General features: G+C 64.1%; 22 protein-coding genes. 12 read left to right on the top strand and 10 right to left on the bottom strand.

Annotation, left to right across the window (positions count from 1 at the left end):
- On the bottom strand, positions 1 to 1,215 hold the full coding sequence (hutI, locus tag VGD10_RS10485; protein WP_414639524.1) for an imidazolonepropionase: 1,215 nt from the start codon (positions 1,213 to 1,215) through the stop codon (positions 1 to 3).
- 40 nt (positions 1,216 to 1,255) lie between these two features.
- Between hutI and VGD10_RS10480 the strand changes: the two genes are divergently transcribed.
- The 4 genes from VGD10_RS10480 to VGD10_RS10465 are packed head-to-tail and all read left to right on the top strand — an operon-like array spanning position 1,256 to position 5,953.
- The gene (locus VGD10_RS10480) at positions 1,256 to 2,143 is read left to right on the top strand and encodes an agmatinase family protein (RefSeq protein WP_331040767.1); all 888 of its coding nucleotides are present in this window, start codon (positions 1,256 to 1,258) and stop codon (positions 2,141 to 2,143) included.
- 43 nt (positions 2,144 to 2,186) lie between these two features.
- A complete protein-coding gene (locus VGD10_RS10475) occupies positions 2,187 to 4,289 on the top strand; it encodes a M13 family metallopeptidase (protein WP_331040766.1) in 2,103 nt (700 codons plus the stop codon).
- Between the two features lie 55 nt (positions 4,290 to 4,344).
- The gene (locus VGD10_RS10470; protein WP_331040765.1) at positions 4,345 to 4,842 is read left to right on the top strand and encodes a flavin reductase family protein; all 498 of its coding nucleotides are present in this window, start codon (positions 4,345 to 4,347) and stop codon (positions 4,840 to 4,842) included.
- Positions 4,817 to 5,953 (top strand): alanine racemase, encoded by a 1,137-nt coding sequence (locus VGD10_RS10465; protein WP_331040764.1) that lies wholly within the window; start codon positions 4,817 to 4,819, stop codon positions 5,951 to 5,953. The genes VGD10_RS10470 and VGD10_RS10465 overlap by 26 nt, the downstream gene beginning before the upstream one ends.
- On the opposite strand, the gene VGD10_RS10460 is transcribed toward VGD10_RS10465, so the two are convergent.
- Genes VGD10_RS10460 through VGD10_RS10445 form a run of 4 tightly spaced genes read right to left on the bottom strand, consistent with a single transcriptional unit; the run spans position 5,954 to position 9,406 of the window.
- Positions 5,954 to 7,081 (bottom strand): inositol-3-phosphate synthase, encoded by a 1,128-nt coding sequence (locus VGD10_RS10460; protein ID WP_331040763.1) that lies wholly within the window; start codon positions 7,079 to 7,081, stop codon positions 5,954 to 5,956.
- Complete coding sequence (locus tag VGD10_RS10455; RefSeq protein WP_331040762.1) at positions 7,078 to 7,995, bottom strand: beta-xylosidase; 918 nt, start codon at positions 7,993 to 7,995, stop codon at positions 7,078 to 7,080. The genes VGD10_RS10460 and VGD10_RS10455 overlap by 4 nt, the downstream gene beginning before the upstream one ends.
- Positions 7,992 to 8,810 (bottom strand): TIGR04290 family methyltransferase, encoded by an 819-nt coding sequence (locus VGD10_RS10450; protein WP_331040761.1) that lies wholly within the window; start codon positions 8,808 to 8,810, stop codon positions 7,992 to 7,994. The genes VGD10_RS10455 and VGD10_RS10450 overlap by 4 nt, the downstream gene beginning before the upstream one ends.
- A complete protein-coding gene (locus VGD10_RS10445) occupies positions 8,807 to 9,406 on the bottom strand; it encodes a histidine phosphatase family protein (RefSeq protein WP_331040760.1) in 600 nt (199 codons plus the stop codon). Before VGD10_RS10445 ends, VGD10_RS10450 begins: the two co-directional genes overlap by 4 nt.
- Positions 9,407 to 9,639: 233 nt before the next feature.
- On the opposite strand from VGD10_RS10445, the gene VGD10_RS10440 reads away from it, so the two are divergent.
- The 6 genes from VGD10_RS10440 to VGD10_RS10415 are packed head-to-tail and all read left to right on the top strand — an operon-like array spanning position 9,640 to position 16,249.
- Positions 9,640 to 10,755: an SDR family NAD(P)-dependent oxidoreductase gene (locus VGD10_RS10440; RefSeq protein WP_331040759.1), complete on the top strand. Its 1,116-nt coding sequence runs from the start codon at positions 9,640 to 9,642 to the stop codon at positions 10,753 to 10,755.
- The gene (locus tag VGD10_RS10435; protein ID WP_331040758.1) at positions 10,752 to 11,882 is read left to right on the top strand and encodes an SDR family NAD(P)-dependent oxidoreductase; all 1,131 of its coding nucleotides are present in this window, start codon (positions 10,752 to 10,754) and stop codon (positions 11,880 to 11,882) included. Before VGD10_RS10440 ends, VGD10_RS10435 begins: the two co-directional genes overlap by 4 nt.
- Entirely contained in the window at positions 11,879 to 12,988 is a 1,110-nt protein-coding gene (locus VGD10_RS10430; RefSeq protein WP_331040757.1) for a glycosyltransferase family 4 protein, read from the top strand. The genes VGD10_RS10435 and VGD10_RS10430 overlap by 4 nt, the downstream gene beginning before the upstream one ends.
- Positions 12,985 to 14,097, top strand: a complete 1,113-nt coding sequence (locus VGD10_RS10425; protein ID WP_331040756.1) for a CgeB family protein — start codon at positions 12,985 to 12,987, stop codon at positions 14,095 to 14,097. Before VGD10_RS10430 ends, VGD10_RS10425 begins: the two co-directional genes overlap by 4 nt.
- Positions 14,094 to 15,182 (top strand): CgeB family protein, encoded by a 1,089-nt coding sequence (locus VGD10_RS10420; RefSeq protein ID WP_331040755.1) that lies wholly within the window; start codon positions 14,094 to 14,096, stop codon positions 15,180 to 15,182. Before VGD10_RS10425 ends, VGD10_RS10420 begins: the two co-directional genes overlap by 4 nt.
- Complete coding sequence (locus VGD10_RS10415) at positions 15,179 to 16,249, top strand: CgeB family protein (protein ID WP_331040754.1); 1,071 nt, start codon at positions 15,179 to 15,181, stop codon at positions 16,247 to 16,249. The genes VGD10_RS10420 and VGD10_RS10415 overlap by 4 nt, the downstream gene beginning before the upstream one ends.
- A 13-nt stretch (positions 16,250 to 16,262) precedes the next feature.
- On the opposite strand, the gene VGD10_RS10410 is transcribed toward VGD10_RS10415, so the two are convergent.
- Positions 16,263 to 18,287 carry an ATP-binding protein gene (locus tag VGD10_RS10410; protein ID WP_331040753.1) on the bottom strand — a complete coding sequence of 675 codons (2,025 nt, stop codon included), beginning with the start codon at positions 18,285 to 18,287 and terminating at the stop codon, positions 16,263 to 16,265.
- A 276-nt stretch (positions 18,288 to 18,563) separates the two neighbouring features.
- On the opposite strand from VGD10_RS10410, the gene VGD10_RS10405 reads away from it, so the two are divergent.
- Both VGD10_RS10405 and VGD10_RS10400 read left to right on the top strand, forming a co-directional pair.
- Complete coding sequence (locus tag VGD10_RS10405; RefSeq protein WP_331040752.1) at positions 18,564 to 19,046, top strand: hypothetical protein; 483 nt, start codon at positions 18,564 to 18,566, stop codon at positions 19,044 to 19,046.
- Positions 19,047 to 19,092: 46 nt separating this feature from the next.
- The gene (locus VGD10_RS10400) at positions 19,093 to 19,635 is read left to right on the top strand and encodes a tetratricopeptide repeat protein (protein WP_331040751.1); all 543 of its coding nucleotides are present in this window, start codon (positions 19,093 to 19,095) and stop codon (positions 19,633 to 19,635) included.
- Between the two features lie 60 nt (positions 19,636 to 19,695).
- On the opposite strand, the gene pnp is transcribed toward VGD10_RS10400, so the two are convergent.
- The 4 genes from pnp to VGD10_RS10380 form a co-directional block, all read right to left on the bottom strand.
- Positions 19,696 to 22,029, bottom strand: a complete 2,334-nt coding sequence (gene pnp, locus VGD10_RS10395; RefSeq protein ID WP_331040750.1) for a polyribonucleotide nucleotidyltransferase — start codon at positions 22,027 to 22,029, stop codon at positions 19,696 to 19,698.
- A 150-nt stretch (positions 22,030 to 22,179) separates the two neighbouring features.
- Complete coding sequence (gene rpsO / locus VGD10_RS10390; RefSeq protein WP_331040749.1) at positions 22,180 to 22,449, bottom strand: 30S ribosomal protein S15; 270 nt, start codon at positions 22,447 to 22,449, stop codon at positions 22,180 to 22,182.
- 20 nt (positions 22,450 to 22,469) lie between these two features.
- Complete coding sequence (truB, locus tag VGD10_RS10385; RefSeq protein ID WP_331040774.1) at positions 22,470 to 23,408, bottom strand: tRNA pseudouridine(55) synthase TruB; 939 nt, start codon at positions 23,406 to 23,408, stop codon at positions 22,470 to 22,472.
- A complete protein-coding gene (locus tag VGD10_RS10380; protein WP_331040748.1) occupies positions 23,356 to 23,982 on the bottom strand; it encodes a thymidine kinase in 627 nt (208 codons plus the stop codon). Before VGD10_RS10380 ends, truB begins: the two co-directional genes overlap by 53 nt.
- Positions 23,983 to 23,992: the final 10 nt, after the last annotated feature.

Genomic DNA, 23,992 nt, shown 5'->3' with positions numbered 1-23,992 from the left:
TCATTCCCCCTGAAGATCCACGCCGCCGAAGATGCGGCGCTCCGGCCCCGGATGGCCGATCCAGTAGCAGAGCTCGGCCGGCCGCGAGACCCGCCAGACGCAGAGATCGGCGGCCTTGCCGGCGGCGATCGTGCCGATCTCGTCCTGCAGCCCAAGCGCCTTTGCCCCTTCCCGCGTCATCCCCGCAAGCGCTTCTTCGGGCGTGAGGCCGAACAGAGTGCAGGCCATGCTCAGCATCAGGGTGGGCGACAGCACCGGCGACGTGCCCGGATTGCAATCGGTGGCGACGGCGATCGGCACCTTATGCTTTCGCAGCAGGTCGACTGGCGGCTTTCTCGTTTCCTTCAGCGCGTAGAAAGCGCCCGGCAGCAGCACGGCGACCATGCCTGCGCGCGCCATGGCTTCGATGCCGGCCTCATCCGCATGCTCAAGATGGTCGGCGGAGAGCGCGGCATATTCGGCCGCCATCGCCGCTCCGCTCATGTTGCTGAGCTGCTCGGCATGAAGCTTCACGGGAAGGCCGTGCGCTTTCGCAGCATCGAACAAAGTCCGCACTTCCTCGATGGTGAAGCCGATATTTTCGGCAAACGCGTCGACCGCCTTAGCCAGACCCGCCGCCGCCGGGATCATTTCCTCGGTGGCAATCCGAACGAACTCCTCGCGCCGCTCCTTATATTCCGGGGGCAGGGCGTGAAGCGCGAGCAGGGTGGGGGCGACCCGCACCGCCTCGCTCTCGCCCAGCCTCTTGGCTGCCTGCAGCATCTTCAGCTCGGTCTCGACGTCAAGGCCATAGCCCGACTTGATCTCGACTGCGGTGACGCCGCCTTGCATCAGCGCGCGGAGGCGCGGCCGCGACTGCTCCACCAGTTCTTCCAGCGTTGCGCCACGCGTCGCCTTTACCGACGAAACGATGCCCCCGCCGGCGCGCGCAATCTCCTCATAGGTCGCGCCCTGGAGCCTCTGCTCGAACTCGCCTGCGCGGTTGCCGCCAAAGACGAGGTGTGTGTGGCAATCGACCAGGCCTGGCGTCACCCAGGCGCCGCCGAGCGGTTCGATGCTCTTCGCCTTGGATCCGGCAAGCTCCACCCGCCGCCCGACCCGGACGATGCGCCCGTCTTGGATGCCGACGGCGCCGTCTTCGATCGCTCCGAACGGAGCGGCGACGGCCGGATCCATCGTCGCGATATTGCAGTCGGTGAGGAGGCGGTCCCACATGGCTCGCCTTATTGGCAAAGGCCGGTGTAAAGGTCCACTTATGGCGACGAACCCCTGGCCCCGCATCACCGATCTGTTCACCGAAGGCGCGGCAGACGTGGCGATTCTCGGCGCGCCGATGGAGGCCGGATCGGTCACCCACGGCCGCTGCGACCTTGCGCCGGAGACTGTCCGCGCCGCCCTCCGCCGCTTCAGCACCTATGACGTCGAGACGCGGAAGGAGCTCGCGCTCTCGATAGCCGACAAAGGCGATGTGCCGGTCGCCGGACTGATGCCGGCGGAGGGCTTCGAGCCGATCCGGGATGCTGTCACGCAGTCCACGTCCGCGCATGGCCTCACGCTGCTCCTCGGTGGCAACAATGCCGTGACGCGGCCGGCGGCGCACGGGCTGGGGCTGCCTCTGGACAAAGTCGGCCTCGTTACCCTCGACGCGCATTTTGACCTCCGCGACACGGACGAGGGGCCGCGCAACGGCAACCCTACCCGCTGCCTGCTGGAGGACGGGCTTCCCGGCCGCAACATCTGCCAGATCGGCCTCTCGCCGTTCGCCAACACCGCACGCATGCATGCCACGGCGGACGAGGAAGGCATCGGCGTCTACACCATCGCGGACGTCAAGCGGCGCGGCATCGCGTCAGTGCTGGACGAGGTGCTGGCGCGGATCGGCCATGCCGAGGCAATCATGATCGATTTCGACATCGACGTGATCGACCGCTCGCAATGCCCCGGCGCTCCCGGCGCTCGTCCCGGCGGGATGCCGGTCGACATGTTCTTCGCCGCCGCCCGCATTCTCGGCGCTCACCCCAAGGTGAAGCTGGCCGATCTGACCGAATTCGACCCGAGCCTCGACGTCAGCGACATCACGGCCCTGACGGCGGGCCGCTGGGTCTGTGAAATTCTGGCGGGCTATTCGGCGCGCTTGATGTAATCGTTTTCCCCCGCCATCCTCCTCTGAAAGAGAGGAGCGGGATATGCGTAAGACTTTGTTGGCCTTTGGGCCGCTGATGTTGATGAGTCCACTTGCGGCGGCGCAAACGCCTTCCTCGGCCCCGGCTCAGGCCCCGTCTGCAAAAGCGCAATGGGGCACTTTCGGCGTCGACTTCGACTCAATGGACAAGTCGGTAAAGCCCGGCGACGATTTCTGGTCCTACGTCAACGGCACCTGGGCTAAGACCGCGGTCATCCCTGCGGACAGAGGTGCCCTTGGTCAGGTTGCCCGCCTCAACGATCTCTCTTTCGGCCAAGTGCGCGACATCCTTGATGAGCTCAAGCCGCGCCGTGCGAGCCTTACCGGCGACGACCGACAGATGGTCGATTATTATGCGAGCTTAATGGATCAAGCCGCGATCGACGCACGCGGCGCTGCGCCATTGCTCGCCGAGCTGGCGCCGATCCGGCAAGCCGCGTCGCACTCCGCATTGGCTGCGGAGATGGGACGGCTTGCCCGGGGCTATCAGGGGCCGCCGCCGCTCGGCCGAATGCCCCGTTACTTCCCCTCGCTCTTTCCCTTCGCCATCGGGCCGGACAGCAAGGATCCGACGCGCTATGTGCCGACTTTGGGCCAAGGCGGGCTCGCCATGCCGAACCGCGATTATTATCTGAACACCGATGAAGGTTCGAAGAAGACGCAGGACGCTTACCGCGCCCACTTAGCCGCGATGCTGAAGTTGACCGGCGCGAGCGATGCGGAGGCCGCCGCCCGCGCTGCTGCCATTTACGATTTCGAGCGGAAGATCGCCGAAGCCCACTGGCCGATCGCCGAAAGCCGCGATGCGGACAAGACTTACAATCCGTGGAGTCCCGTCGATCTCGGGGTGAAGGCGCCAGGCTTCGACTGGCAGGCCTATCTCGGTGCTGCTGGCCTCGCTCAGCGGCCGGCGATCGTCGTGGGTGAGACTACCGCCGTCAGCGCGATGGCGAAGCTGTTCGGCGAAACGCCGCTGCCGGTGCTGAAGGACTGGCTCGCTGTCCGCCTCGCCAAGGATCGGGCGCTTGTGCTGCCGAGGGCCTTCGCAAAGGAGGAGTTCGCCTTTTCAGGCGGCGTGCTCGGCGGCACGACTGAGGCGCCCGCGCGCTGGCTGCAAGCGGTGGAACTGACCGCCACGGCGATGACTGACGCCGTCTCAAAGCCCTATATTGATCAGCATTTCCCCCCCGAAACCAAGAAGGCGATGGACGAACTCGTCGGCAATCTCTTGAAGGCGATGGATCAACGCCTCGCCAATCTCAGCTGGATGGCGCCGGAGACGAAGGTGAAGGCGCGCGCCAAGCTTGCCGCCTTCACGCCGATGATCGGCTTCCCGGACACTTGGCGGAGCTATGAGGGCCTAGGTGTGAAGGCGGGCGACGCCTATGGCAATTTCCAGCGCGCCGGCCGCTTCGACTATGAGCGGCGGCTTGCCCGCATAGGTCAGCCGGTCGACCGGAAGGAGTGGCTGATGATGCCGATCACCGCCAATGCCTATGCCGATCCGTCCAACAATGCGATCGTCTTTCCGGCCGCTTTCCTTCAGGCGCCGCACTTCGACGCTTATGCGGATCCGGCCGTGAATTACGGCGGCATCGGCTATGTGATCGGCCACGAGATCAGCCATCATTTCGACGATCAGGGATCTAAATATGATCCCACTGGAAGGCTGGTCAAATGGTGGACGGACGAGGACCTCGCTCGTTTCAAGGAGCGGACGGCAAGGCTCGTTGCCCAGTATGACGCATACGAAGTGCTGCCGGGCCTCAAGCTCCGTGGCGCACAGACGCTGGGGGAGAATATTGCCGACAACGCCGGGCTCGCCATCGCTTACGATGCCTACAAATTGTCGCTCGGTGGCAAGCCGGCACCCGTGATCGACGGTTATACGGGCGACCAGCGCTTTTTCATGGGGCGGGCGCAGATGAACAAGGTGCTGTTCCGGGAGCCCGCGCTTCGCCAACAGGTCGTCTCCGGCGTTCACAGCCCCAGCAAATGGCGCACCTGGGAAGTCCGCAACCACGACGCCTGGTATGATGCGTTCGGCGTCAAGCCGGGCGAAGCCCTCTACCTCTCGCCCGAACAGCGCGTGAAGGTCTGGGAATGAAGCCGCGCTGGCGAGACTGTTGTTTAGGCTAGGCCTCGCCTAAGGAGCGTCGGGCATGACGGATTCCGCCGCTCCTCTTGTCGATGATTTCAAACAGGCGATGCGGCGCGTCGCCTCGACCGTGAACGTCATCACCATCTGCGTCGGCGGGAAGCCGATGGGCATCACCGCCACGGCCATGTCGTCGCTGGCGATGGACCCGCCGAGCCTCCTTGTCTGCATCAATCGCGCCGCAGCGCTCTACGCCTCAATCAAGGACGTCACCCATTTCGGCGTCAACGTGCTGCATCGGGACCAGGCGCATCTCGCCCAGATGTTCGCCGACCGCGCGCAGGCGGCGAGCCGTTTCATCGAAGGCTGGCACCTAGATGATGTCGGCCCGCCGCGCCTCGTCGACGCGCAGGCCTCCATCCTCTGCCGACGCACTGATCATCACCAGTTCGGCACGCACAGCATCATCATCGGCGTGGTCGAGGAGGTGAATTTCCGGCCCGATACGCACCCGCTCATCTATCTGGACGGCCAATATGGCAGTGTCGCTTCCGATCGCTGAGCTTCGGACGCCGTGCCTCCTCCTCGACGAGGAGAAGATGCGGCGGAATATTGAAGTTATGCGCGACGGCCTCAAGCGACTGGGCGTGCCGCTCCGCCCGCACGTCAAGACGGCGAAATGCATCGAGGCTGCACGGGCGATGGTGGAGGGCCAGCCGGGCGGCATCACCGTCTCGACACTGGCGGAAGCGGATTTCTTCCTCCGCCATGGCTTCACCGACATTCTTTACGCGGTCGGCATCGCTCCCGGCCGGCTGCCGCAGGTGGCCGAGCTGGCGTCACGCGGCGCCTGCATGTCGATCATCCTCGACAGCGTCGAGGCGGCGCGTGCGGTTGCCGACTTCACGGCTCCGACCGGCGTCGAGATCGGCGTCTTTATCGAGATCGATTCAGGCGGGCACCGGGCGGGAGTTGACTGCCGAGATCCGGTACTCATCGAAATTGCCCGTGCACTTGCTCCGGCACGTTCGGCCCGCTTGCAAGGCGTGCTCGTCCATGCCGGACAATCCTATGATTGCGCGGATACCGAATGCATTGCGCAAGTGGCGGAGGAGGAGCGGCGGCAGGCGGTCGCCGCGGCGGAGATGCTCCGTGCGAGCGGCTTCGATGCTCCCATCGTCAGCGTCGGCTCGACGCCCACCGCGACATTCGCCCGATCGCTCGAAGGGGTGAGCGAGGTGCGCGCCGGCGTGTACGTCTTCCACGACCTCGTCATGGCGGGGCTCGGCGTCTGCACGATTAAGGACATCGCAATGTCCGTCCTGACGACCGTGATTGGCTCAAGCGCGGGGAAGGTCGTGGTGAACGCCGGCTGGACCGCCTTGTCGCGCGATCGCGGTACCTCGAGCCACGCCGTCGACCAATTTTACGGGCTCGTCTGCGATGCCGACGGCACGCCGCTCGGCGATCTCGTGGTGCGCGAGACCAATCAGGAGCATGGCGTCATTGGTCGGCGGGACGGCAGTCCCTTCGAGGCATCACGTTTTCCAGTCGGAACGCGTCTCCGGATCTTGCCTAATCACGCCTGCGCCACCGCGACGATGCACGACCGGTTTCAGGTCCTGCGCGACGGCGTGGTTATGGACGAATGGAAGAGGTGCGGCGGCTGGTAGTCAGGCCGCGGGCCGCTCACCCCGGATGAAATCCTCCAGCGCCGCATAGGCTTCGTCGTCGGTCATCTGCTCGGGCGGGTGCTTGCAGAAATAGGCGGAGGCAGGATGGATCGGGCCGCCGAGGCCGCGGTCCTTCGCCAGCTTGGCGCAGCGGATCATGTCGATGGCGACGCCGGCGCTGTTCGGGCTGTCCTCGACCGACAGGCGAAGCTCCAGGTTCATTGGCACGCCGCCGAACAGCTGACCCTCCATGCGCAGGAAGCAGACCTTGTTGTCGTTCTGCCAGGCCACGTAATCGGACGGGCCGATATGGATATTCTCGTCGTCCAGCCGGTGATGGGCGACCGACTGCACCGCCTCGGTCTTCGAAATCTTCTTGGACTTAAGCCGCGCCCGCTCCTTCATGTTGAGGAAGTCGGTATTGCCGCCGGTGTTGAGCTGGTAGGTCCGGTCGAGCTTCACGCCGCGCTTCTTGAACAGGTCGGTGAGGACGCGGTGTACGATCGTCGCGCCGAGCTGCGCCTTAATGTCGTCGCCGATGATCGGAACGCCGGCCTCCTCGAACCGCCGTGCCCAATCCGGATCGCTGGCGATGAAGACCGGCATGTTGTTGACGAAGGCCACGCCCGCTTCCAGCGCGCACTCGGCATAGAATTCCGTCGCCTCCTGGCTTCCCACTGGAAGATAGTTGAGGAGCACGTCCGTCTCCGTCTCCTTCAGCGTCCGGATCACGTCCGCCTTGTCGGGCTCGGGCGCATCGGCGAGGAGGAACGTGCGCTCGGCGGGCGCGTCTGCCATATGGTCGGAATAGCCGTCGAGGACGCGGCCCATCCGCACCTTCGCGCCGGTCGGCTTCACATGGTCGCAGAACACCGCGGTGCAATTGGGCTTCTCGAATATCGCTTCGGCAATGTCGCGGCCGACTTTCCGCTCGTCGATATCCCAAGCGGCGACGAGGCGAATGTCCTTCGGCCGATAGCCGCCGAGGTCCCAGTGGGAGAGCCCGATCTGTTCGTTGGCGCCGCCATTCTGGTAATACGCGATGCCCTGCACGAGCGAACTCGCGCAATTGCCGACGCCAACGATGGCGACGTTGATGTCGGTGGCCTTGGGGTCGTGCAGGCTCATTCGGCGGCGACCTTCTCTTCGGACCTCGGCGCATAGCGCTCGATCATCCGCGCGCAGAAATCGGCGAAATACATCGGGTCCTTGGGCGGGCTGGTGTGGTGCGGTGCGATGCCGAGGTGATCCGGCGTGAAGCAGAAGGTGACGGTCGTGTCGAACTCGGCGAGCGCGTCCATCTGCCGGTCGAACCAGCTCTCCCAGCCGGGCCGGTAGCTGTCCCACCAGCTGAGGCCTGTGCGAAGATGCGTGACGCCGAGCCGCCGAAGCCACTCGACCGCATCATCCAGCCGGTGATCCTCAAAGTGGAACCACTGCATGATGCCCATGTCGGGCGTGTGGCGCGCGAAATGATCGAGGGCGAGCTTCGGGGTCCCGTCCTCCTTGATGAGGCCCATGTAGAAATGGCGATAATAGCTGGAGCCTTCCGCCTGCTTGTGCCGCGTCGTCGCCTCCCAGGCCTGCGGCAGGTCGAACAGCGAGTACCAGAAGACCCGCGGCACGCGGCCGAGCAGCAATTCGGCGGTCTTGTCGACGCCGAACACCTGCACTTCCTCCGCGCCGAAGCTGCCGACGCCCACTTCCGTTGCCCAGATTTCGTGATCCGGCGCCACCGCCTCGATCTCGGCGATCCGGTCCGGCCATTCGTGGATCGGCCACAAATTCCAGTCGAGGGGGAAGCCGTGCACCGCGACCACGTCGACATGGTCGAGCACGCCATAGCCTTTTAGCGTGTTCACGAAATGCGGGTCGATCGGGGACATGCCGCCGAGCACGCGCTTCACGTTCGGATTCACGCTTTCGATCGCTTTGGCCGCTTCGATCACGGTCCGGCCGAAGATCGACCAATCGGGATCGAGCTCCGGGTCCCAATGAGACTTGTTGTTGGGCTCGTTCCAGATCATCGCGGCTTCGATCATGCGCTCTTCCCCCTCGCGGGGTAGACTGCGCCGGCATTCTCGCCCCAATTGTCGTACGGCCGTTCCGCCCGGCGGCAGATATAGACTTCATCCTCGGCCCGCGTTTCGATGCTGAAGCCTGACGCGCGCAGCATCGCCTCCGCGCAGGCGCGGTTCGGGATCCACCAATTGGTCCAGTCGTCCGCATATTCCCGCTCGACGAAGTGCAGCTTCGGATAGCCGGGCTCGTCGAAATAAGCCGGCGCCTCATGCGTACCGGGGACGTAGAAGGGATGGTTCTCGGGCACCTTCGTCACATCGCTGCTTCCGCGCTGCAGCGACTGGAAGATCAGGATGTCGCTCGCGACGTGTTCGTAGATAAGGTCGAGCGCGAGCAGCGGGTGCCTGAGGTGATAGAGGACGCCCATGAAGATGACGACGTCGAATATCCGTCCCAGCGCGCCGACATCGTAGACGGAGAGGTTCCGGAACTCGATATCCTGATACCCGAGCGCTTCCGCCGCCAGCCGCCCCTGCGCGAGATAGCGCTCGTCGCTGTCGATCCCGAGCACATAGTCGGCGCCGCGCCGCTTCATCTCCATCGCGTAGAAGCCGGCATTGCAGCCGATATCGAGCACCGTCTTGCCCGTGAGGTCCTTCGGCAGATGCGGGGCGAAACGCTGGAACTTGAAGTTCGGATAGTCGCCCAGGAAGTGATCGGGCGCGGTCTCAATGCCGTTCAGGTTCATGTTGTGGAACCAGGGGGCGAGCGCCTCGATCCGCTCCTTGAGGTCTGCGTCGGCCTCCGGCGCGATGCTCCGTTCCGCAAGGTTCATTGATAGAGCCTCTCATTCACGCTCTGTACCCGCGCGCCCCATTCGCCGACGACCAGCCGGGAAACTGAGGCAGGCTCCACGTCGAAGCGCAGCAGATTGTCGAGCGGCAGTCCCAGGTAGTGGGCGACGACGCCGCGGATGATGTCGCAATGGCTCACCGCCGCCACCGTCCGGTCCGGGTTGAGCCGCGCCATCTCCTCGATGCCGGCGATGGCGCGGGTCACGGCTTCGCCCATGCTTTCGCCTTCCGGTGGCCTCGCGGATCCGCGAGCGGAGTTCCACGCGTCCCAGGCAGGGTCGCCTTCAAGATCGTCGAAGCTCTTGCCCGTCCAGTCGCCGAAATCCACTTCGTCGAGCGCGTCCGACACTTCGACCTTCATCTCATGCTGATCGGCGATGGCGCGGGCGGTGTAGTAGGCGCGCTCGCGCGGGGAGGAATAGACCGCTGCCAGCGGCTCGACTCCGAGCAGGTCGGCGACGATCTCAGCCTGTTCGAGACCTTCCCTGCTGAGCGCCACATCGCGTCTCCGTCCACTCAATATCCGTCCCAGTTCTACGTGCGATGCGTGGCGAATGAGGATGATGTTCGCCGTCACGCCGCCTCCCGATCAGCTGGATCATCCAAGCATCTACAATGCTGCCCCAACAGAAAACCGGGGTGGTTGTTCCGTCGAAACGGAACGCTGCGGGAATGACACTCGGGCGGAACAAAGGCCGCAGAAATTATGTTGGGGGGAACGAGGTGGGAAGATGAAGATGCTGATACTAACTTATATTAGCAAAACGATTTTTTCCGCTTCCGTAACGAAGTCAGGAACGGGGAAGATCATTGGCTGAGAGGATTCTGATCACCGGCGGCGCCGGATTCATCGGTCGCGCCGTCGCGCGGGAAGTATTAAAGCGCGGGCACGAAGTCAGGATTCTCGACAGCCTAATCGAGCAGGTGCACGGCGACCGTGAATGGCCGGAGGACCTTCCCGACGAGGTTGAGCTGATCCGCGCCGATGTCCGCAACGGCGACGCCGTCACCAAGGCGCTGAAGGGCGTCGACAGCGTCATCCATCTCGCCGCCGAAGTCGGGGTCGGCCAGTCCATGTATGCGGTCGAACGCTACACCTCGGTCAACGATGTCGGCACGGCCGTCCTCTTCGAAAAGTTGATCGACGATCCGGTCCGCCGCGTCGTCACCGCCTCCTCGATGAGCATCTACGGCGAAGGCCTTTATCGCACAGCCGACGGCGAACTCGTCCAGGATGCAGTGCGCGAAGTGCGCACCCGCGAGGATCAGAGCTGGGATCCCGTTGACGCTCAGGGCCGGCCGCTGCAGCCGATCGCGACGCCCGAATGGAAGCGGCCCGATCTCGCCTCCATCTACGCGCTCAACAAATATGTGCAGGAGCGCACGACCATGATCATGGCCGGCGCTTACGGCATGGAAGGCGTGTGCCTCCGCCTGTTCAACGTCTACGGTCCCGGCCAGGCGCTCTCCAATCCCTATACGGGCGTGCTGGCGATCTTCGCCTCGCGGCTTCTGAACGGGCAGCAGCCGATGATTTTCGAGGATGGCGAGCAGCGCCGCGACTTCGTCTATGTCGGCGATGTCGCCCGCGCCTTCGCCGATGCGCTTGAGCTGCCGCAGGCGAAGGGCGAGATCTTCAACATCGGCTCCGGCAACGACCGCTCCGTCACCGAAGTGGCGGAGGAGCTTGCCCGGGCGATGGGCAAGAACGACATCGCGCCGCAGATCGTCCGCAAGAGCCGGATCGGCGACATTCGCCACTGCTTCTGCGACACGTCGAAGGCGGAGCAGATACTCGGCTTCCGCGCCACGCAGGATTTCGGCGAGGGTCTTGCCGAGCTTGCCGAATGGGTCGCTGGCGAGACCGCCGACGACCGCGTCGACCAGGCGCGCGCCGAACTGGAAGCGCGGGGGCTCGTCGCATGAGCAGGGACGACGCTCCTAAGAAAGACGATTGGCCGGACAAGGGCGACCGGCGGCCGGTGCTCGTCACCGGCGGCGCGGGCTTCATCGGCTGCAACATCGCCAACCGCCTCTGCGAGCTCGGCCATGATGTCGTGATCTACGACGCCCTATCGCGGCCGGGCGTCGAGACGAACCTCGCCTGGCTGAAGGAACGCCATCCCGACCAGATCACCAGCATCGTGGCCGACATTCGGGACGAGGACGCACTCGCCCGCGCTGCGCGCGAAGCGAAGGCCGTGTTCCACATGGCAGCCCAGGTCGCCGTCACCACCTCTATGGTCGATCCGCGCGAAGACTTCGAAATCAACATCCGCGGCACCCTCAACCTTCTCGACGCGCTCCGGACGTTCAACCCGACCGCTCCGGTGATCTTCGCCTCCACTAACAAGGTCTATGGCGACCTTGGCGACATTGATTTCCGGCTGGAAGGCGAGCGCTACGTGCCGCTCGACGCGGAGGTCGCGCAGCACGGCATCGGCGAAGCACGCCCGCTCGACTTCCATACGCCCTATGGCTGCTCCAAGGGCGCGGCCGATCAGTATGTGCTGGATTATGCACGGAGCTTCGGCCTTCCCGCCGCCGTCATTCGGATGAGCTGCATCTACGGCGTCCGGCAGATGGGCACCGAAGATCAGGGCTGGGTCGCCCACTTCCTCATCCAGGCGCTGGAGGGGAAGCCGATCACGCTCTACGGCGACGGCTATCAGGTTCGCGACATCCTCAATGTAGAAAATGCGGTCGAGGCCTATCTCGCCGCCTGGAAGAAGATCGGCCTTATCAAGGGCCGCGCCTTCAATCTCGGTGGGGGTCCGGCGAACGCGGTTTCCTTGCGCGAACTCCTCGCCCATATGGCGGCTCTGCTCGGGCGCGAGATCGACGTCGAATTCTCCGACTGGCGCGCCGGCGACCAGCGCTATTTCGTCGCCGACACGCGCGCGATCCGGAGCGAGCTTGGCCTACGGGAAGCAAGCAGCTGGAAGGAGGGCGTCGCCCATCTCGCCGAATGGCTCCGCGAGGCGCGCGGACTTTCCGAAGCGCCGATCTTCGCCACCCGTCCTCCCGCCGCCGCCGAAAGCACTCCGGCGTGAAGGAGGACGCTCTACGCATATTGCTGACCGCGGATGCGGTAGGCGGAGTCTGGCAATATTCGCTGGATCTGGCGCGCGGTCTCTCTGTCCAAGGCATCGAGAGCATCGTCGCGGTGCTCGGCCCGTCTCCGTCCAAGGCGCAGCTCAAGGCCGCTTCCGGCATCGAGGGGCTGACCCTCGTGGATACCGGTCTCCCGCTCGACTGGCTCGCCCGCACCCGCACGTCGGTGCGGACCGCGGGGGAGAAGATCGCCAAGCTAGCGGCCGGCCATAATGTCGACCTGGTCCAGCTCAATGCTCCGGCTCTGGCCGCAGAGGCGAGGTTCGGCGTTCCGGTCGTCGCGGTCGCACATAGCTGCCTCGCCACCTGGTGGGCGGCGGTGAAAGGCAACGACATCGATCCGGTCTACAAATGGCGGTCTGATCTTGCGGGTGAGGGGTTGCGGAAGGCCGATCTGGTGGTAGCGCCGTCGGCGGCCTTTGCCGAAGCGACGCGGCTCGCCCATCAGCTCGAAAAGGCGCCGGTGACGGTCCATAACGGCCGCTCGCCGCTGCCGCTGCCGCGGGTGGCGCCGCACGACTTCGCCTTCACCGCTGGCCGCCTGTGGGACAAGGGCAAGAATGCCGCCACGCTCGACCGCGTCGCGGCTCGTCTCGCCATCCCTTTCTACGCGGCAGGACCGGAGCGGGGCCCGAACGGAGACTCGATCGAGCTCCTCAACGCTCGCCCGCTCGGCAATCTCGGCGAGCGGGAGCTGGCCCGCCGGCTGGCAGCGAAACCGGTCTTCGTCTCCGCCGCGATTTACGAGCCGTTCGGACTTGCCGCGCTCGAAGCCGCCAATGCCGGCTGTCCCCTGATCCTGTCGGACATACCCACCTTCCGCGAGCTTTGGGAGGGCCCGGCGACGTTCGTCGATCCGATGGATCATGAAGGCTATGCCCGGGCCGTCAGCGAAATCATTGGCGACGAACCGCTCCGCGCCAGCCTAGGCAAGGCGGCGAAGGAGCGCGCGTCCCGCTACACGCCGGAAGCCATGGCTCAGGCTATGGCCGGCATCTACCGGAAGCTCGTCAAATCTGGCGCCGCCGCGAAGGTGGCGGCATGAAGATCGTCTATTTCACCCACTCGCTCGTCTCCTGCTGGAACCATGGCAACGCCCACTTCGTGCGGGGAGTGCTTCGCGAGCTGATCGCGCGCGGCCATGACGTTACCGCCTATGAGCCCGCCAAAGGCTGGAGCATGGAGAACCTCCTCAAGGATCATGGTGAGGAGGGGCTGGAGCCCTATCGCCGCGCCTACCCTGAGTTGAGCTCCACCACCTTCGGAAAGCGTCCGCCGCTGGGGCGGATGCTGGACGGCGCCGATCTCGTCATCGTCCACGAATGGAACGATCATGATCTCGTCGCCGCGATCGGTGAGAGAAGGAAGCGGGGAGGGCGCTTCACCCTCCTGTTCCACGACACGCATCACCGCGCCGTCAGCGAACCCAAATCGATGAAGGCCTACGATCTTTCGGGATATGACGGTGTGCTCGCCTTTGGAGAGACGCTGGCGGACGTGTATCGCGGGTGGGGCTGGGGCAACAATGTCTTCGCCTGGCACGAAGCGGCCGACATCCGACACTTCCATCCGCCCCCCGAGGAAGACGAACGCCGAGGCCTAGTCTGGATCGGCAATTGGGGCGAGGGAGAGCGGACGAAGGAGCTGAAGGAGTTCCTATTCACCCCCGCGCGCCAAGCCGGGCTCCCGCTCGACATATACGGCGTTCGCTACCATCAGACGGCGAAGAACACCGTTCGGCGCCATGGCGGCCGCTACCATGGCTGGCTCGCCAACGCGCAGGCGCCGGAGATTTTCGCTCGGCACCTCGCCACCGTCCACGTGCCGCGCCGCTTCTACGCCAGGATGTTACCCGGCATTCCTACCATCCGCCCATTCGAGGCGCTCGCCTGCGGCATCCCTCTGCTCTCAGCTCCATGGGATGATAGCGAAGGCCTGTTCCGCGTCGGCGAGGACTTCCTGATGGTTTCGAACGGCGCCGAGATGGCCGAGGCAATGAACCGCCTCAAGAACGATCCGGATCTCCGCCGCTCGCTCGTAGAACATGGCTTGGAAACTATCCGCGCCCGCCACACCTGCGGCCACCGCGCCGATGAACTTCTCGATATCGTCGGGCGCCTCCGCGCTCCCGAACCGCTCAGGAGCGTTGCATGAAGATTGCCTTTTACGGCTCCAGCCTGTTGTCCAGCTACTGGAACGGCGCGGCCACCTACTATCGCGGCCTGCTCCGCGACCTCGCCGGCCGCGGCTACGACATCACCTTCTACGAACCTGACGCCTTCGACCGGCAGCAGCATCGCGACATCGACCCGCCGGAATGGGCACGCTCGGTCGTCTATCCCGCGACTGAGGAGGGACTTCGCTCGGTTCTGTCCGAGGCACGTGGCGCCGACATAGTGGTCAAGGCAAACGGCGTCGGCGTCTTCGACACCGACCTTCTCGAAGGCATCGTCGACCATAGCCGCGACGACGCCCTCCGCATCTTCTGGGACGTCGATGCGGCGGCGACCCTAGACGAGATGCGCGCCGACGAAAGCCATGTCGTCCGCCGCATGCTCCCCTCGCTCGACATGGTGCTCACCTATGGCGGCGGCCCGCCGGTGGTAGATGCCTACGAAGGCTTCGGCGCCCGCCGCTGCGTCCCGATCTACAATGCGCTCGACCCTACCACTCACTTCCCGGTCGAAAGCGACTCGCTGTTCGCTTCGGACCTCGCCTTCCTCGGCAACCGCCTTCCCGACCGGGAGGCGCGGGTGGAAGAATTCTTCCTCCGGCCAGCCGCCGCACTGCCCGAACGCAGCTTCCTGATCGGCGGTAACGGCTGGGAGACGAAGCAGATGCCGGACAACGTCCGCCATCTCGGCCACGTCTATACGCACCAGCACAACGCCTTTAACTGCACGCCGCTGGCGGTCCTTAACGTCGCCCGCGATAGCATGGCGCATATCGGCTTCTCGCCCGCCACCCGCGTGTTCGAAGCCGCAGGCGCCGCCGCCTGCCTCATCACCGACGCCTGGGAGGGGATCGAACAGTTCCTCACCCCCGACGAGGAAGTGCTCGTCGCCCGCGACGGCCAGGACGTCGCCGATCACATGCGCAGCCTCACACCCGAACGCGCCCGCTCCATCGGCAAGGCCGCGCTCGCTCGCGTGCTGGCCGAGCACACCTACACGCATCGCGGCGCCGAGGTGGACGCGCTTTTCCGCGAACATGCACGCTCGCAAAGGAGCGCCGCATGAGGCTCGTCGTCCTCGGCCTCTCCCTCTCTTCATCTTGGGGCAACGGCCACGCCACGACGTTCCGCGCGCTTCTGAAGGAGTTCGCCGCGCGGGGGCACGATATCCTGTTCCTCGAGCGGGACGTGCCCTGGTACCGCGACAATCGCGACATCGCCGACCCGGATTATTGCGAGCTCCGCTTCTATTCGGACCTGGACGACCTCCGGCAATGGCAGGGTGAGATCGCCCGCGCCGACGCTGTGATGGTCGGCTCCTACGTCCCCGAAGGCGTCGCCGTCGGCCGCCTCGTTCAGGAAACGGCGCAGGGCGTCACCGCCTTCTACGACATCGACACACCGGTTACGCTCGCGAAGCTTCGCCGCGGCGATTACGAATATCTCTCACCGGAAGTGATTCCCGGCTACGACGTCTACCTCTCCTTCACCGGCGGCCCAACACTGCGCCACATCGAGGAAGAGTATGGCTCCCCCGCCGCCCGCGCCCTCTATTGCTCGGTCGATCCCGACGCCTATCCGCCGCTGGACGTGCCGAAGAAGTGGGCGCTTTCCTATCTCGGCACCTACAGCCCGGATCGGCAGCCGGCGCTGGAGCGGCTGCTGATCGAACCCGCCCGCGCCTTGCCGAACGAACGCCTCGTTGTCGCCGGCCCGCAATATCCCGCTGACATAGATTGGCCGAAAAATGTCGAGCGGATCGAGCATTGCCCGCCCGCCGATCACCCCGCTTTCTACGCCGCCTCCCGCTTCACCCTCAACGTCACCCGCGCCGACATGATCGCCGCCGGCTGGTCGCCGTCGGTGCGCCTCTTCGAAGCCGCCGCCTGCGGCATCCCCGTTATCTCCGACAAATGGCAGGGCATTGAAGAGCTGCTCACCCCCGGCCGCGAGATCATCCTCGCCGATAAGAGCGAGGATGTGATCGCCGCCCTCAGCCACGATGCCTCCGGGCTAGGGCAGGCTGCCCGCACCCGCATCCTCGCCGCCCACACGGCCAGCCATCGCGCCGCGGAGCTGGAAATACACCTCCAGGAAGCCGCAAAGGCGGACGTGCTGGCGCTCAGCGCCTAGGCATCACTCGAGGTCAATTCTTGTCCGCGGCGATCAATGAGCGGACCGTTGCCGTGAGCTGATCAAGGCTCGCCTTTGATTTAGTCAACACGACATCGGCGGCGCCCTCGAGTTCGGGGGTTGCGTCCTGTGCGGTGAAGATGACGATGGGCATGGAGCAGCCTTTGTCTTTGCGGAGTTCGGGCAGCAACTCGAGGCCGCACTCGCTGCCCAGCGCAAGATCCAGAATAGCGAGATCGAAATGCCGTGTCGCCAGAGCTGAGCGAGCGTTCGTCAGATTCGACGCGGAGGTAAAGCGTACCTCGCTGCCGAGGGCTTCTTTGACGAGCCCGACAATGTCCTCATCATCTTCGATGTGAAGGATGGAGGGTAGGCCGGCCTCTTCTTCCTGGCTTAGAGAGGGCGATCCGTCGCTCCCTGGCTTCTGGAGCCAGTCCACGATCGAAAGCATCCGCAGAACGCCGGCGTCCGCAGTTCCTATTGGAGCGGACATTATGATGATGGGCGTTGCCACAGCGTCGGGATCGTTCTTGACGATACGGATCATCTCCATCCGGTCGTCATCCGAAAGTACGGAATCGAGCACGAAGGCGGAGAATTGCGTCGACCGCATCAGCGTCTGCATCTCATCAATACTGTTCGCGATGCAGCAATGAATACCGCTTGCTTCGAGGCTCTCCCCGTTCGCGCCGGTTCCGGCATCCGCAGTCGTGCAGATGAGGATCTGCTCTTCCGCTTGCGCGTGCGGAAACGCAGCGGGAAGTTCGAAATGGAACGTAGCGCCTTTGCCAGGCGCGCTGTCGAACCCGATACGCCCATCCAGTTTCTCAACGATTTCCTTGACGATGCTGAGACCGAGGCCAGTACCGCCGCGGGCACGGGTGGCGGATCCGTCCGCTTGCGCGAACTTTGAGAAGATGCGGCTTTTAAACTCTTCCGGTATTCCTTCGCCGTTGTTGGTCACCGCGACCCGCCAGGCGGCGTCGGCTTTTGTTACTTTCACCGACACGGTTTCGCCCTGCGGCGAAAATTTTGCGGCGTTTGAGATGAGGTTGGTGATGACCTGCATCAGGCGATCGGCATCGGCCATGACCGCGGCTTTGTTGAAGCCGGGCTCCAGCACGAGCCGGACATTGTATTGGGCCGCAAATCCGGCGTTTGCCTGCACGCATTGATCCAAAAGATCGTGCAGTTTCACCGGCTTTATGTCGAAGACCATCTTGCCTGATTCGATTTTCTCGATGTCGAGGATGTCATTGATGAGCCGGACCAACCGCTCGCTGTTGGTATGAGCGATCTTTATCAGCCGCGCCGCGTTTGGCGTGAGTTCGCCGGCCACTCCGCCCGCGAGCAAACCCAGGGACCCGGCGATCGACGTAAGCGGCGTTCTGAGTTCGTGGCTGACGGTGGCGACGAACTCGTCCTTCATCTGCTCGAGGCGGCGGCGCTCGGTTATGTCCTGCACGACCGCCACGTAGACGTCGCCGGTGGACAAAGCGGCGGAGCTCACGGCAACCCGGCAGAGCAAGGCCGTGCCGTCCTTTGTCTTTCCGATCAGCTCCAGATCTTCGGCCGCGCCACCCTTCCGCCGCGCATATCGTAGATAGGCTCTGATCCTCCGCTCCGTTGGAGGCTTTTCGAAGAGCATGGAGAGGCTACGGCCGGCAATCTCCCGCTCCAGATAGCCGAACATCCGCTCGACGGAGGGATTGATGCCGTGGATTTGCCCGTTCGGGAATATTCCGATGATGCCGTCCCGCGCGGCATTGAGGATCATGCGGTGGATCTCGCCGGCATCGCTCGCCGTCACGGCCTTCACCTCACGTTGAGGCGTGCCCAAATCCAGGTCCGCGGGAAGAGCCGAGTTACCCGCCGCTGGCAGGCTTCGCCTATTCATCTGCCACATGCCCACGCTCGGATCGCTACCTTTAAGTAGTTTGATCCATTGGGCTTTACACGCCCTGGCTCTCCTTATGGTTAACCGGCGCCTGCGGTTATTACTGTGCCGCCCGTTGGGCACCAGGAACGCGGCCGGCACTCTATGTGGAAAGGCATGGAGGCGAGCGATGCGCAGCAAAAGCTGGGGTAGGGGGATTGACCCAAGCCTAAGTCTCACCGGCATCGGCATATTCGCCGCAGTGAAGCAATCGCTGTTGCGAGCTCTCCCCGTCGACTGGCCCGCTTCCCGCTCGACGCGAGTTCAGTTCTTCTAAGAGCGGAGCTTAAGCTGCAGCAAGATTAATCAAGCTCGCAAAGTGTCGCGCATGGTGCTCATGTCTGTTATAACTGTGTCTCTTAAGCGAAAGGGGCATCGATGGATAACCCTGCAGTTGGAGGCTTTTCGCAGTTTCTTAATTACGGGGGCTTGGGGCTTCTGGCGATCTTGTGTCTGGTCGTCCTCGGGTACAATGCTTGGAGCCTTAATCGTCTCGTCGCCACGTCGGCGCCCGCCAAAGTCAATGCTGCGCGGCCGCTGCTACTCGCGCAGATGGCGGTCTCTCTCATCGGCCTCTTTGTAGTCGGTGCCGGTGCGGTTTACCTCGAGAACATCAAGGACCGCCAGACGCGGATGGCGCAGATCATCATCGATCCCTGGGAAAGGAACATCGACAGCAGCTTTCTTCCCGACATTCGTCTGGCCGGCAAGCCGCTGATCGACCGGCCGATCAACATCACCTGTACCCCGGGCTCCCCCACGACGGTGACGGTCGATCTTGACAGGTTCATCGCCTACCGCATTTCCAAGAGCATCGAGGCTCAGCGCGCTCTTCCGCCGGTCGCGCTGTCGTCGCGCTGACATGCGGACCGGATTTCTCGCAGCGCTCGCGCTTTTTGGAGTATCGATGGCAACCTGTTCCGCGACCGCGCAGCCTTCGGTGCTGGAGCAGGCGAGAACGGCTCGATTTGCCGGAAATATTGACGAAGCGGAGCGGTTGCTGACCGCTTTCCTGCGCAGCGACCCGAACCATTATCTTGGCCTGTACAATATGGGCCTGGTGTACGAAGCGCGGGCAGTGCGAGCCCCACTAGGAAAAGCGCGGCTAAGCTATTACCGGACCGCAGCGCAATGGCTGGAGAAAGCGTACCGGTCGCCGGGACGGCGGACTGCCGGCGCCGACGCCTATACCATCTATAATTCGCTTGGGACCATGTACCTGGGCCTAGGGGATCTCACCAATGCCGCGCGTTACCTCAATGAAGGGCTGAAGAACGAGGGCCGGCTCAGCAATTTCTCGAAAGGTCGCCTCTACGCCAATCTTGGCTATCTCCACGCACTGCAGGGGGACATCCCGCAGGCGCGTCGCTATTTCCAAGCGGGCGCCCAGCTCGACAGCGACTTCGCTAAGGAAAGCCTTCGTCGTCTGGATGCAGCGAAAGTGCGTTAGAAAAGGCCCCGCGCTCGCGCACGGGGCCTTTTCTGGTTCAGCTCAGGGGTTGCCCAGGCTCTAATCGTCATCCCGCGTCAAGAACGCTGGCGCGAATTCGGGATCGCTCCCGCCTTCGCCGCCCTCGTTCCGGTCGCGGCGCTCACTCCGATCGCCGTCGCGACGCGGGCCACGGTCGCGGCCGCCGCGGCCGCGATCACGTCCGCCGCGGCCTTCGCGGTCACGTCCGCCACGGTCGCCGCGATCACCACGGCCTTCGCCGCGGGGCCGCTCCTCCCTCGGCGGGCGGGTGTCCTCCAGCTCGGCGCCGGTTTCCTGGTCGACGACCCGCATCGACAGGCGAACCTTGCCTCGCTGGTCGACTTCGAGCACCTTGACCTTTACTTCCTGGCCTTCGGAGACGACGTCGGTAGGCTTTTCGACCCGCTCGTTCTTCATTTCGGAGACGTGGACGAGACCGTCCTTGCCGCCCATGAAGTTCACGAACGCGCCGAAATCGACGATGTTAACCACCTTGCCGGTGTAGATCTTGCCGACCTCGGGCTCCTCGACGATGCCGAGGATCCACTTCCGCGCAGCCTCGATCTGGTTGATGTCGGAGGACGAGATCTTGATCACGCCTTCATCGTCAATATCGACCTTGGCGCCGGTTTCGGCGACAATCTCGCGGATCACCTTGCCGCCGGTGCCGATGACGTCGCGGATCTTCGCCTTGTCGATCTGCATCGTCTCGATCCGCGGCGCGTGGGCGGAGAGCTCACCGCGCGTATGGTCGAGCGCCTTGGCCATCTCGCCGAGGATGTGAGCACGGCCGTCATGCGCCTGCTGAAGCGCGACCTTCATGATCTCCTCGGTGATGCCGGCGATCTTGATGTCCATCTGGAGCGAGGTGATTCCACGCTCCGTGCCGGCCACCTTGAAGTCCATGTCGCCGAGATGGTCCTCGTCGCCGAGGATGTCGGAAAGGACCGCAAAGTCCTTGCCTTCGAGGATGAGGCCCATGGCGATGCCGGAGACCGGCCGCTTGATCGGAACGCCCGCATCCATCAGCGCAAGGCTGCCGCCGCACACCGTCGCCATCGACGAGGAGCCGTTGGACTCCGTGATGTCGGAGATGATGCGGATCGTGTACGGGAATTCCTCGTGCGTCGGGAGCACCGGGTGGAGCGCCCGCCAGGCAAGCTTGCCGTGGCCGACTTCGCGGCGGCCGGGCGCGCCGAACCGTCCGACTTCGCCGACCGAATAAGGCGGGAAGTTGTAGTGGAGCAGGAATCGCTCGTAGCTGAGGCCGGTGAGGCCGTCGATCATCTGCTCGGCTTCCTTGGTGCCCAAGGTGGTCGTGCAGATCGCCTGCGTCTCGCCGCGGGTGAAAAGGGCCGAACCGTGCGTGCGCGGCAGGAAGCCGACCATCGCTTCGATCGGGCGGACCGTCTTCGTATCGCGGCCGTCGATGCGGCGGCCTTCCTTCAGGATCGCGCCACGGACGATGTCGGCCTCGAGGCTCTTCACGAGCTTGATGGCGACCATCTGTTCCTGCGGGGTTGCGTCGGCAAAGGCTTCCTTTGCCTTGGCGCGGGCGGCGTCGAGCTGCTCGCGGCGGCTGCCTTTGTCGAGCGTCTTGTAGGCCGCCTCGATGTCGCTGCCGATGATGTCCTTGAGCTTCGCCTTGACCGCGGCCTTGTCGTCGCTCTGGGAAAGCTCCCAAGGCTCCTTGGCGGCCTGTTCGGCAAGACGGATGATAGCGTCGATCACCTTGCGGCTTTCGTTATGGGCGAAGACGACCGCGCCCAGCATCACGTCTTCCGAAAGCTCCTTGGCTTCGGATTCGACCATCATCACCGCGTCGCGGGTGGCGGCGACGACGAGGTCGAGCTCGCCTTCCTTCAGCTGGTCGAGCGTCGGGTTGAGGATATAATCGCCGTCCTGGTAGCCGACGCGGGCAGCGCCGATCGGGCCCATGAACGGAACGCCGGAGATGGTGAGCGCCGCGGACGCAGCGATCATCGCGACGATGTCGGGCTCGTTCTCGCCGTCATAGGACAGGACCTGCGCGATGACGTTGATCTCGTTGTAGAAGCCCTCCGGGAAGAGCGGGCGGACCGGACGGTCGATCAGGCGGCTGGTCAGCGTTTCCTTTTCGGTGGCGCCGCGCTCCCGCTTGAAGAAGCCGCCCGGGATACGGCCGGCTGCCGAGAATTTTTCCTGATAGTGAACGGTGAGGGGGAAGAAATCCTGTCCCTCCTTCACGCTCTTGGCCGCGGTGACGGCGCAAAGGACGACGGTTTCGCCCAGGGTGGCCAGAACGGCGCCGTCGGCTTGACGGGCAACGCGGCCGGTTTCGAGTGTCAGGGTCTTTCCGCCCCACTCGATTTCTACTTTCTTCATGTCGAACATTTGGTTTTTCCTTCCATCACCGGAGCCGGATGCTCCGGTGGGCCTGCAAAGGAGCGTCTTGCTCCCGTGGTGGACCGATATGGTCCGCCGGGCGCCGCCGAATTGCGGACGCCCGATATGCGAAGCGGCCCCGAAGGGCCGCCTCAGCGATTACTTGCGAAGGCCGAGCTTCGCGATCAGTGCGGTGTAGCGCTCCCCATCCGTCTTCCGGAGATAGTCCAGAAGCGAGCGGCGCTTGTTGACGAGCATCAGAAGGCCGCGGCGGGAATGGTTGTCCTTGGCGTGCGTCTTGAAATGCTCGGTAAGGTTGTTGATGCGTTCCGTGAGGATCGCGACCTGGACTTCCGGCGAACCCGTATCGGTCTTGGCGCGGGCGTTGTCCTTGATAATCTCTTGCTTGCGTTCGGCGGTTACCGACATCGTCAAACTCCTTTAAAAATCTATAGGTTGAAGCCGCGCACCACCCGAAGCTCCGGGCCTTCAAGCTCCACAAGCGCAACCGGAACAGACTGGTCGGTCGCTAGGTGAAGCCCTGGCTGTGCGGCGATCCCGATCAATTTCTGCCCCTGTCGGAGCAGCCTTGCCTGATCGGGGGTGACGGGAAGAGCCGGGATGTCGTCCAGCCCTGCCGTCAGCGGCAAGAGTGCCTGTTCAAGCTGGCGCGCATGGCCGAGCTCGGCCAGTTTGTCCAGCGAAATCGCCTGTGCCAGCGTGAAGGGCCCAGCCTTCAGCCGCCTCAACATGGTGACGTGGCCGACGGCGCCAAGCGCCCGCGCGATGTCCCGTGCAAGCGAGCGGATGTACGTGCCTTTGGAGACGTGGGCGGTGAGGGTTGCGGCATCCCCGTTTACGTCATTCAGATTGAGGCTGTGGATGGTGACGGCGCGGGTCTTCATCTCCAGCGTCTCGCCCGCACGCGCGCGAGCATAGGCCGCTTTTCCGTCGATCTTGAGAGCGGAATAGATAGGCGGCGTCTGTTCAATGGCGCCGGTGAAGCGGGGCAGGATTTGTTCGATTTCCCGCGGCGCCGGGCGCGCGGCCGAAGTTTCGACCGCCTGGCCTTCCGCATCCAGGGTATCCGTCTCAAGGCCGAAGCCGATGCTGAAGGTGTAGACCTTGTCGCTGTCCAGCATGCGGCCGCAGAGCTTGGTCGCTTCGCCGAGTGCGACGGGAAGGACGCCGCTCGCCAGCGGATCGAGCGTGCCGCCATGGCCGACCTTCAGCTTCGGATAACCGCCGCCCCGCAGCGCCCGCTTCACGGCGGAGACGGCGTCGGTCGAGCCGGGCCCGACCGGCTTGTCGAGGATCAGCCAGCCATGCACGGGTCTAGGCTTGCGCCCGCGCGGCAAGTTCCAGCGGCAGGGGCTGCTGCTCGGCATCATTGATTCGCTGCATGAAGTGGCGGCGGCAAAGCGCGATATAGCGGTCGTTGCCGCCGATCTCGGTCTGGGCGCCGCTCTTCATTGCTCTTCCTTCCGCATCGACGCGGAGGTTCATCGTCGCCTTCCGCCCGCATTCGCAGACCGCCTTCAGCTCGACGAGCGCATCGGCAAGCGCGAGCAAAGCCCCGCTCCCCTCGAACAAATTGCCCTGAAAGTCGGTCCTGAGGCCGTAGGCGAGCACCGGGATGCCGAGCGTGTCGCAGACCGAGGCAAGCTGCCACACCTGATCGCGGCTGAGAAACTGCGCTTCATCGACCATGATGCAGTCGACCCTCCGCACTTCCAGCTCGTCTTCGACTTCGGCACGAAATTGGGTGTGGGCGTCGTACGGCCGCGCTTCCGCCGAAAGGCCGATGCGGGAGTCGATCACGCCATAGCCTGAGCGGTCATGTACCGCGGCGGTGTAGAGCAAGGTCTCCATGCCCCGCTCGCGATAGTTGAAGTCCGCCTGCAGCAGGGTCGTCGACTTCCCCGCATTCATGGAGGCGTAGTAGAAATAGAGCTTGGCCATCGGACGACCT

It is taken from the genome of Allosphingosinicella sp. (assembly GCF_036402135.1).
Classification (GTDB): domain Bacteria; phylum Pseudomonadota; class Alphaproteobacteria; order Sphingomonadales; family Sphingomonadaceae; genus Allosphingosinicella.
This window is presented reverse-complemented; position numbering and strand designations above follow the sequence as displayed.

What these genes read in the sequence shown, in the direction of transcription:
- hutI (WP_414639524.1), bottom strand. Translation starts at nt 1,215, where the DNA reads ATGTGGGACCGCCTCCTCACCGACTGCAATATCGCGACGATGGATCCG.
- VGD10_RS10480 (WP_331040767.1), top strand. Translation starts at nt 1,256, where the DNA reads ATGGCGACGAACCCCTGGCCCCGCATCACCGATCTGTTCACCGAAGGC.
- VGD10_RS10475 (WP_331040766.1), top strand. Translation starts at nt 2,187, where the DNA reads ATGCGTAAGACTTTGTTGGCCTTTGGGCCGCTGATGTTGATGAGTCCA.
- VGD10_RS10470 (WP_331040765.1), top strand. Translation starts at nt 4,345, where the DNA reads ATGACGGATTCCGCCGCTCCTCTTGTCGATGATTTCAAACAGGCGATG.
- VGD10_RS10465 (WP_331040764.1), top strand. Translation starts at nt 4,817, where the DNA reads ATGGCAGTGTCGCTTCCGATCGCTGAGCTTCGGACGCCGTGCCTCCTC.
- VGD10_RS10460 (WP_331040763.1), bottom strand. Translation starts at nt 7,081, where the DNA reads ATGAGCCTGCACGACCCCAAGGCCACCGACATCAACGTCGCCATCGTT.
- VGD10_RS10455 (WP_331040762.1), bottom strand. Translation starts at nt 7,995, where the DNA reads ATGATCGAAGCCGCGATGATCTGGAACGAGCCCAACAACAAGTCTCAT.
- VGD10_RS10450 (WP_331040761.1), bottom strand. Translation starts at nt 8,810, where the DNA reads ATGAACCTTGCGGAACGGAGCATCGCGCCGGAGGCCGACGCAGACCTC.
- VGD10_RS10435 (WP_331040758.1), top strand. Translation starts at nt 10,752, where the DNA reads ATGAGCAGGGACGACGCTCCTAAGAAAGACGATTGGCCGGACAAGGGC.
- VGD10_RS10425 (WP_331040756.1), top strand. Translation starts at nt 12,985, where the DNA reads ATGAAGATCGTCTATTTCACCCACTCGCTCGTCTCCTGCTGGAACCAT.
- VGD10_RS10420 (WP_331040755.1), top strand. Translation starts at nt 14,094, where the DNA reads ATGAAGATTGCCTTTTACGGCTCCAGCCTGTTGTCCAGCTACTGGAAC.
- VGD10_RS10415 (WP_331040754.1), top strand. Translation starts at nt 15,179, where the DNA reads ATGAGGCTCGTCGTCCTCGGCCTCTCCCTCTCTTCATCTTGGGGCAAC.
- VGD10_RS10405 (WP_331040752.1), top strand. Translation starts at nt 18,564, where the DNA reads ATGGATAACCCTGCAGTTGGAGGCTTTTCGCAGTTTCTTAATTACGGG.
- VGD10_RS10400 (WP_331040751.1), top strand. Translation starts at nt 19,093, where the DNA reads ATGGCAACCTGTTCCGCGACCGCGCAGCCTTCGGTGCTGGAGCAGGCG.
- pnp (WP_331040750.1), bottom strand. Translation starts at nt 22,029, where the DNA reads ATGTTCGACATGAAGAAAGTAGAAATCGAGTGGGGCGGAAAGACCCTG.
- rpsO (WP_331040749.1), bottom strand. Translation starts at nt 22,449, where the DNA reads ATGTCGGTAACCGCCGAACGCAAGCAAGAGATTATCAAGGACAACGCC.
- truB (WP_331040774.1), bottom strand. Translation starts at nt 23,408, where the DNA reads ATGCCGAGCAGCAGCCCCTGCCGCTGGAACTTGCCGCGCGGGCGCAAG.
- VGD10_RS10380 (WP_331040748.1), bottom strand. Translation starts at nt 23,982, where the DNA reads ATGGCCAAGCTCTATTTCTACTACGCCTCCATGAATGCGGGGAAGTCG.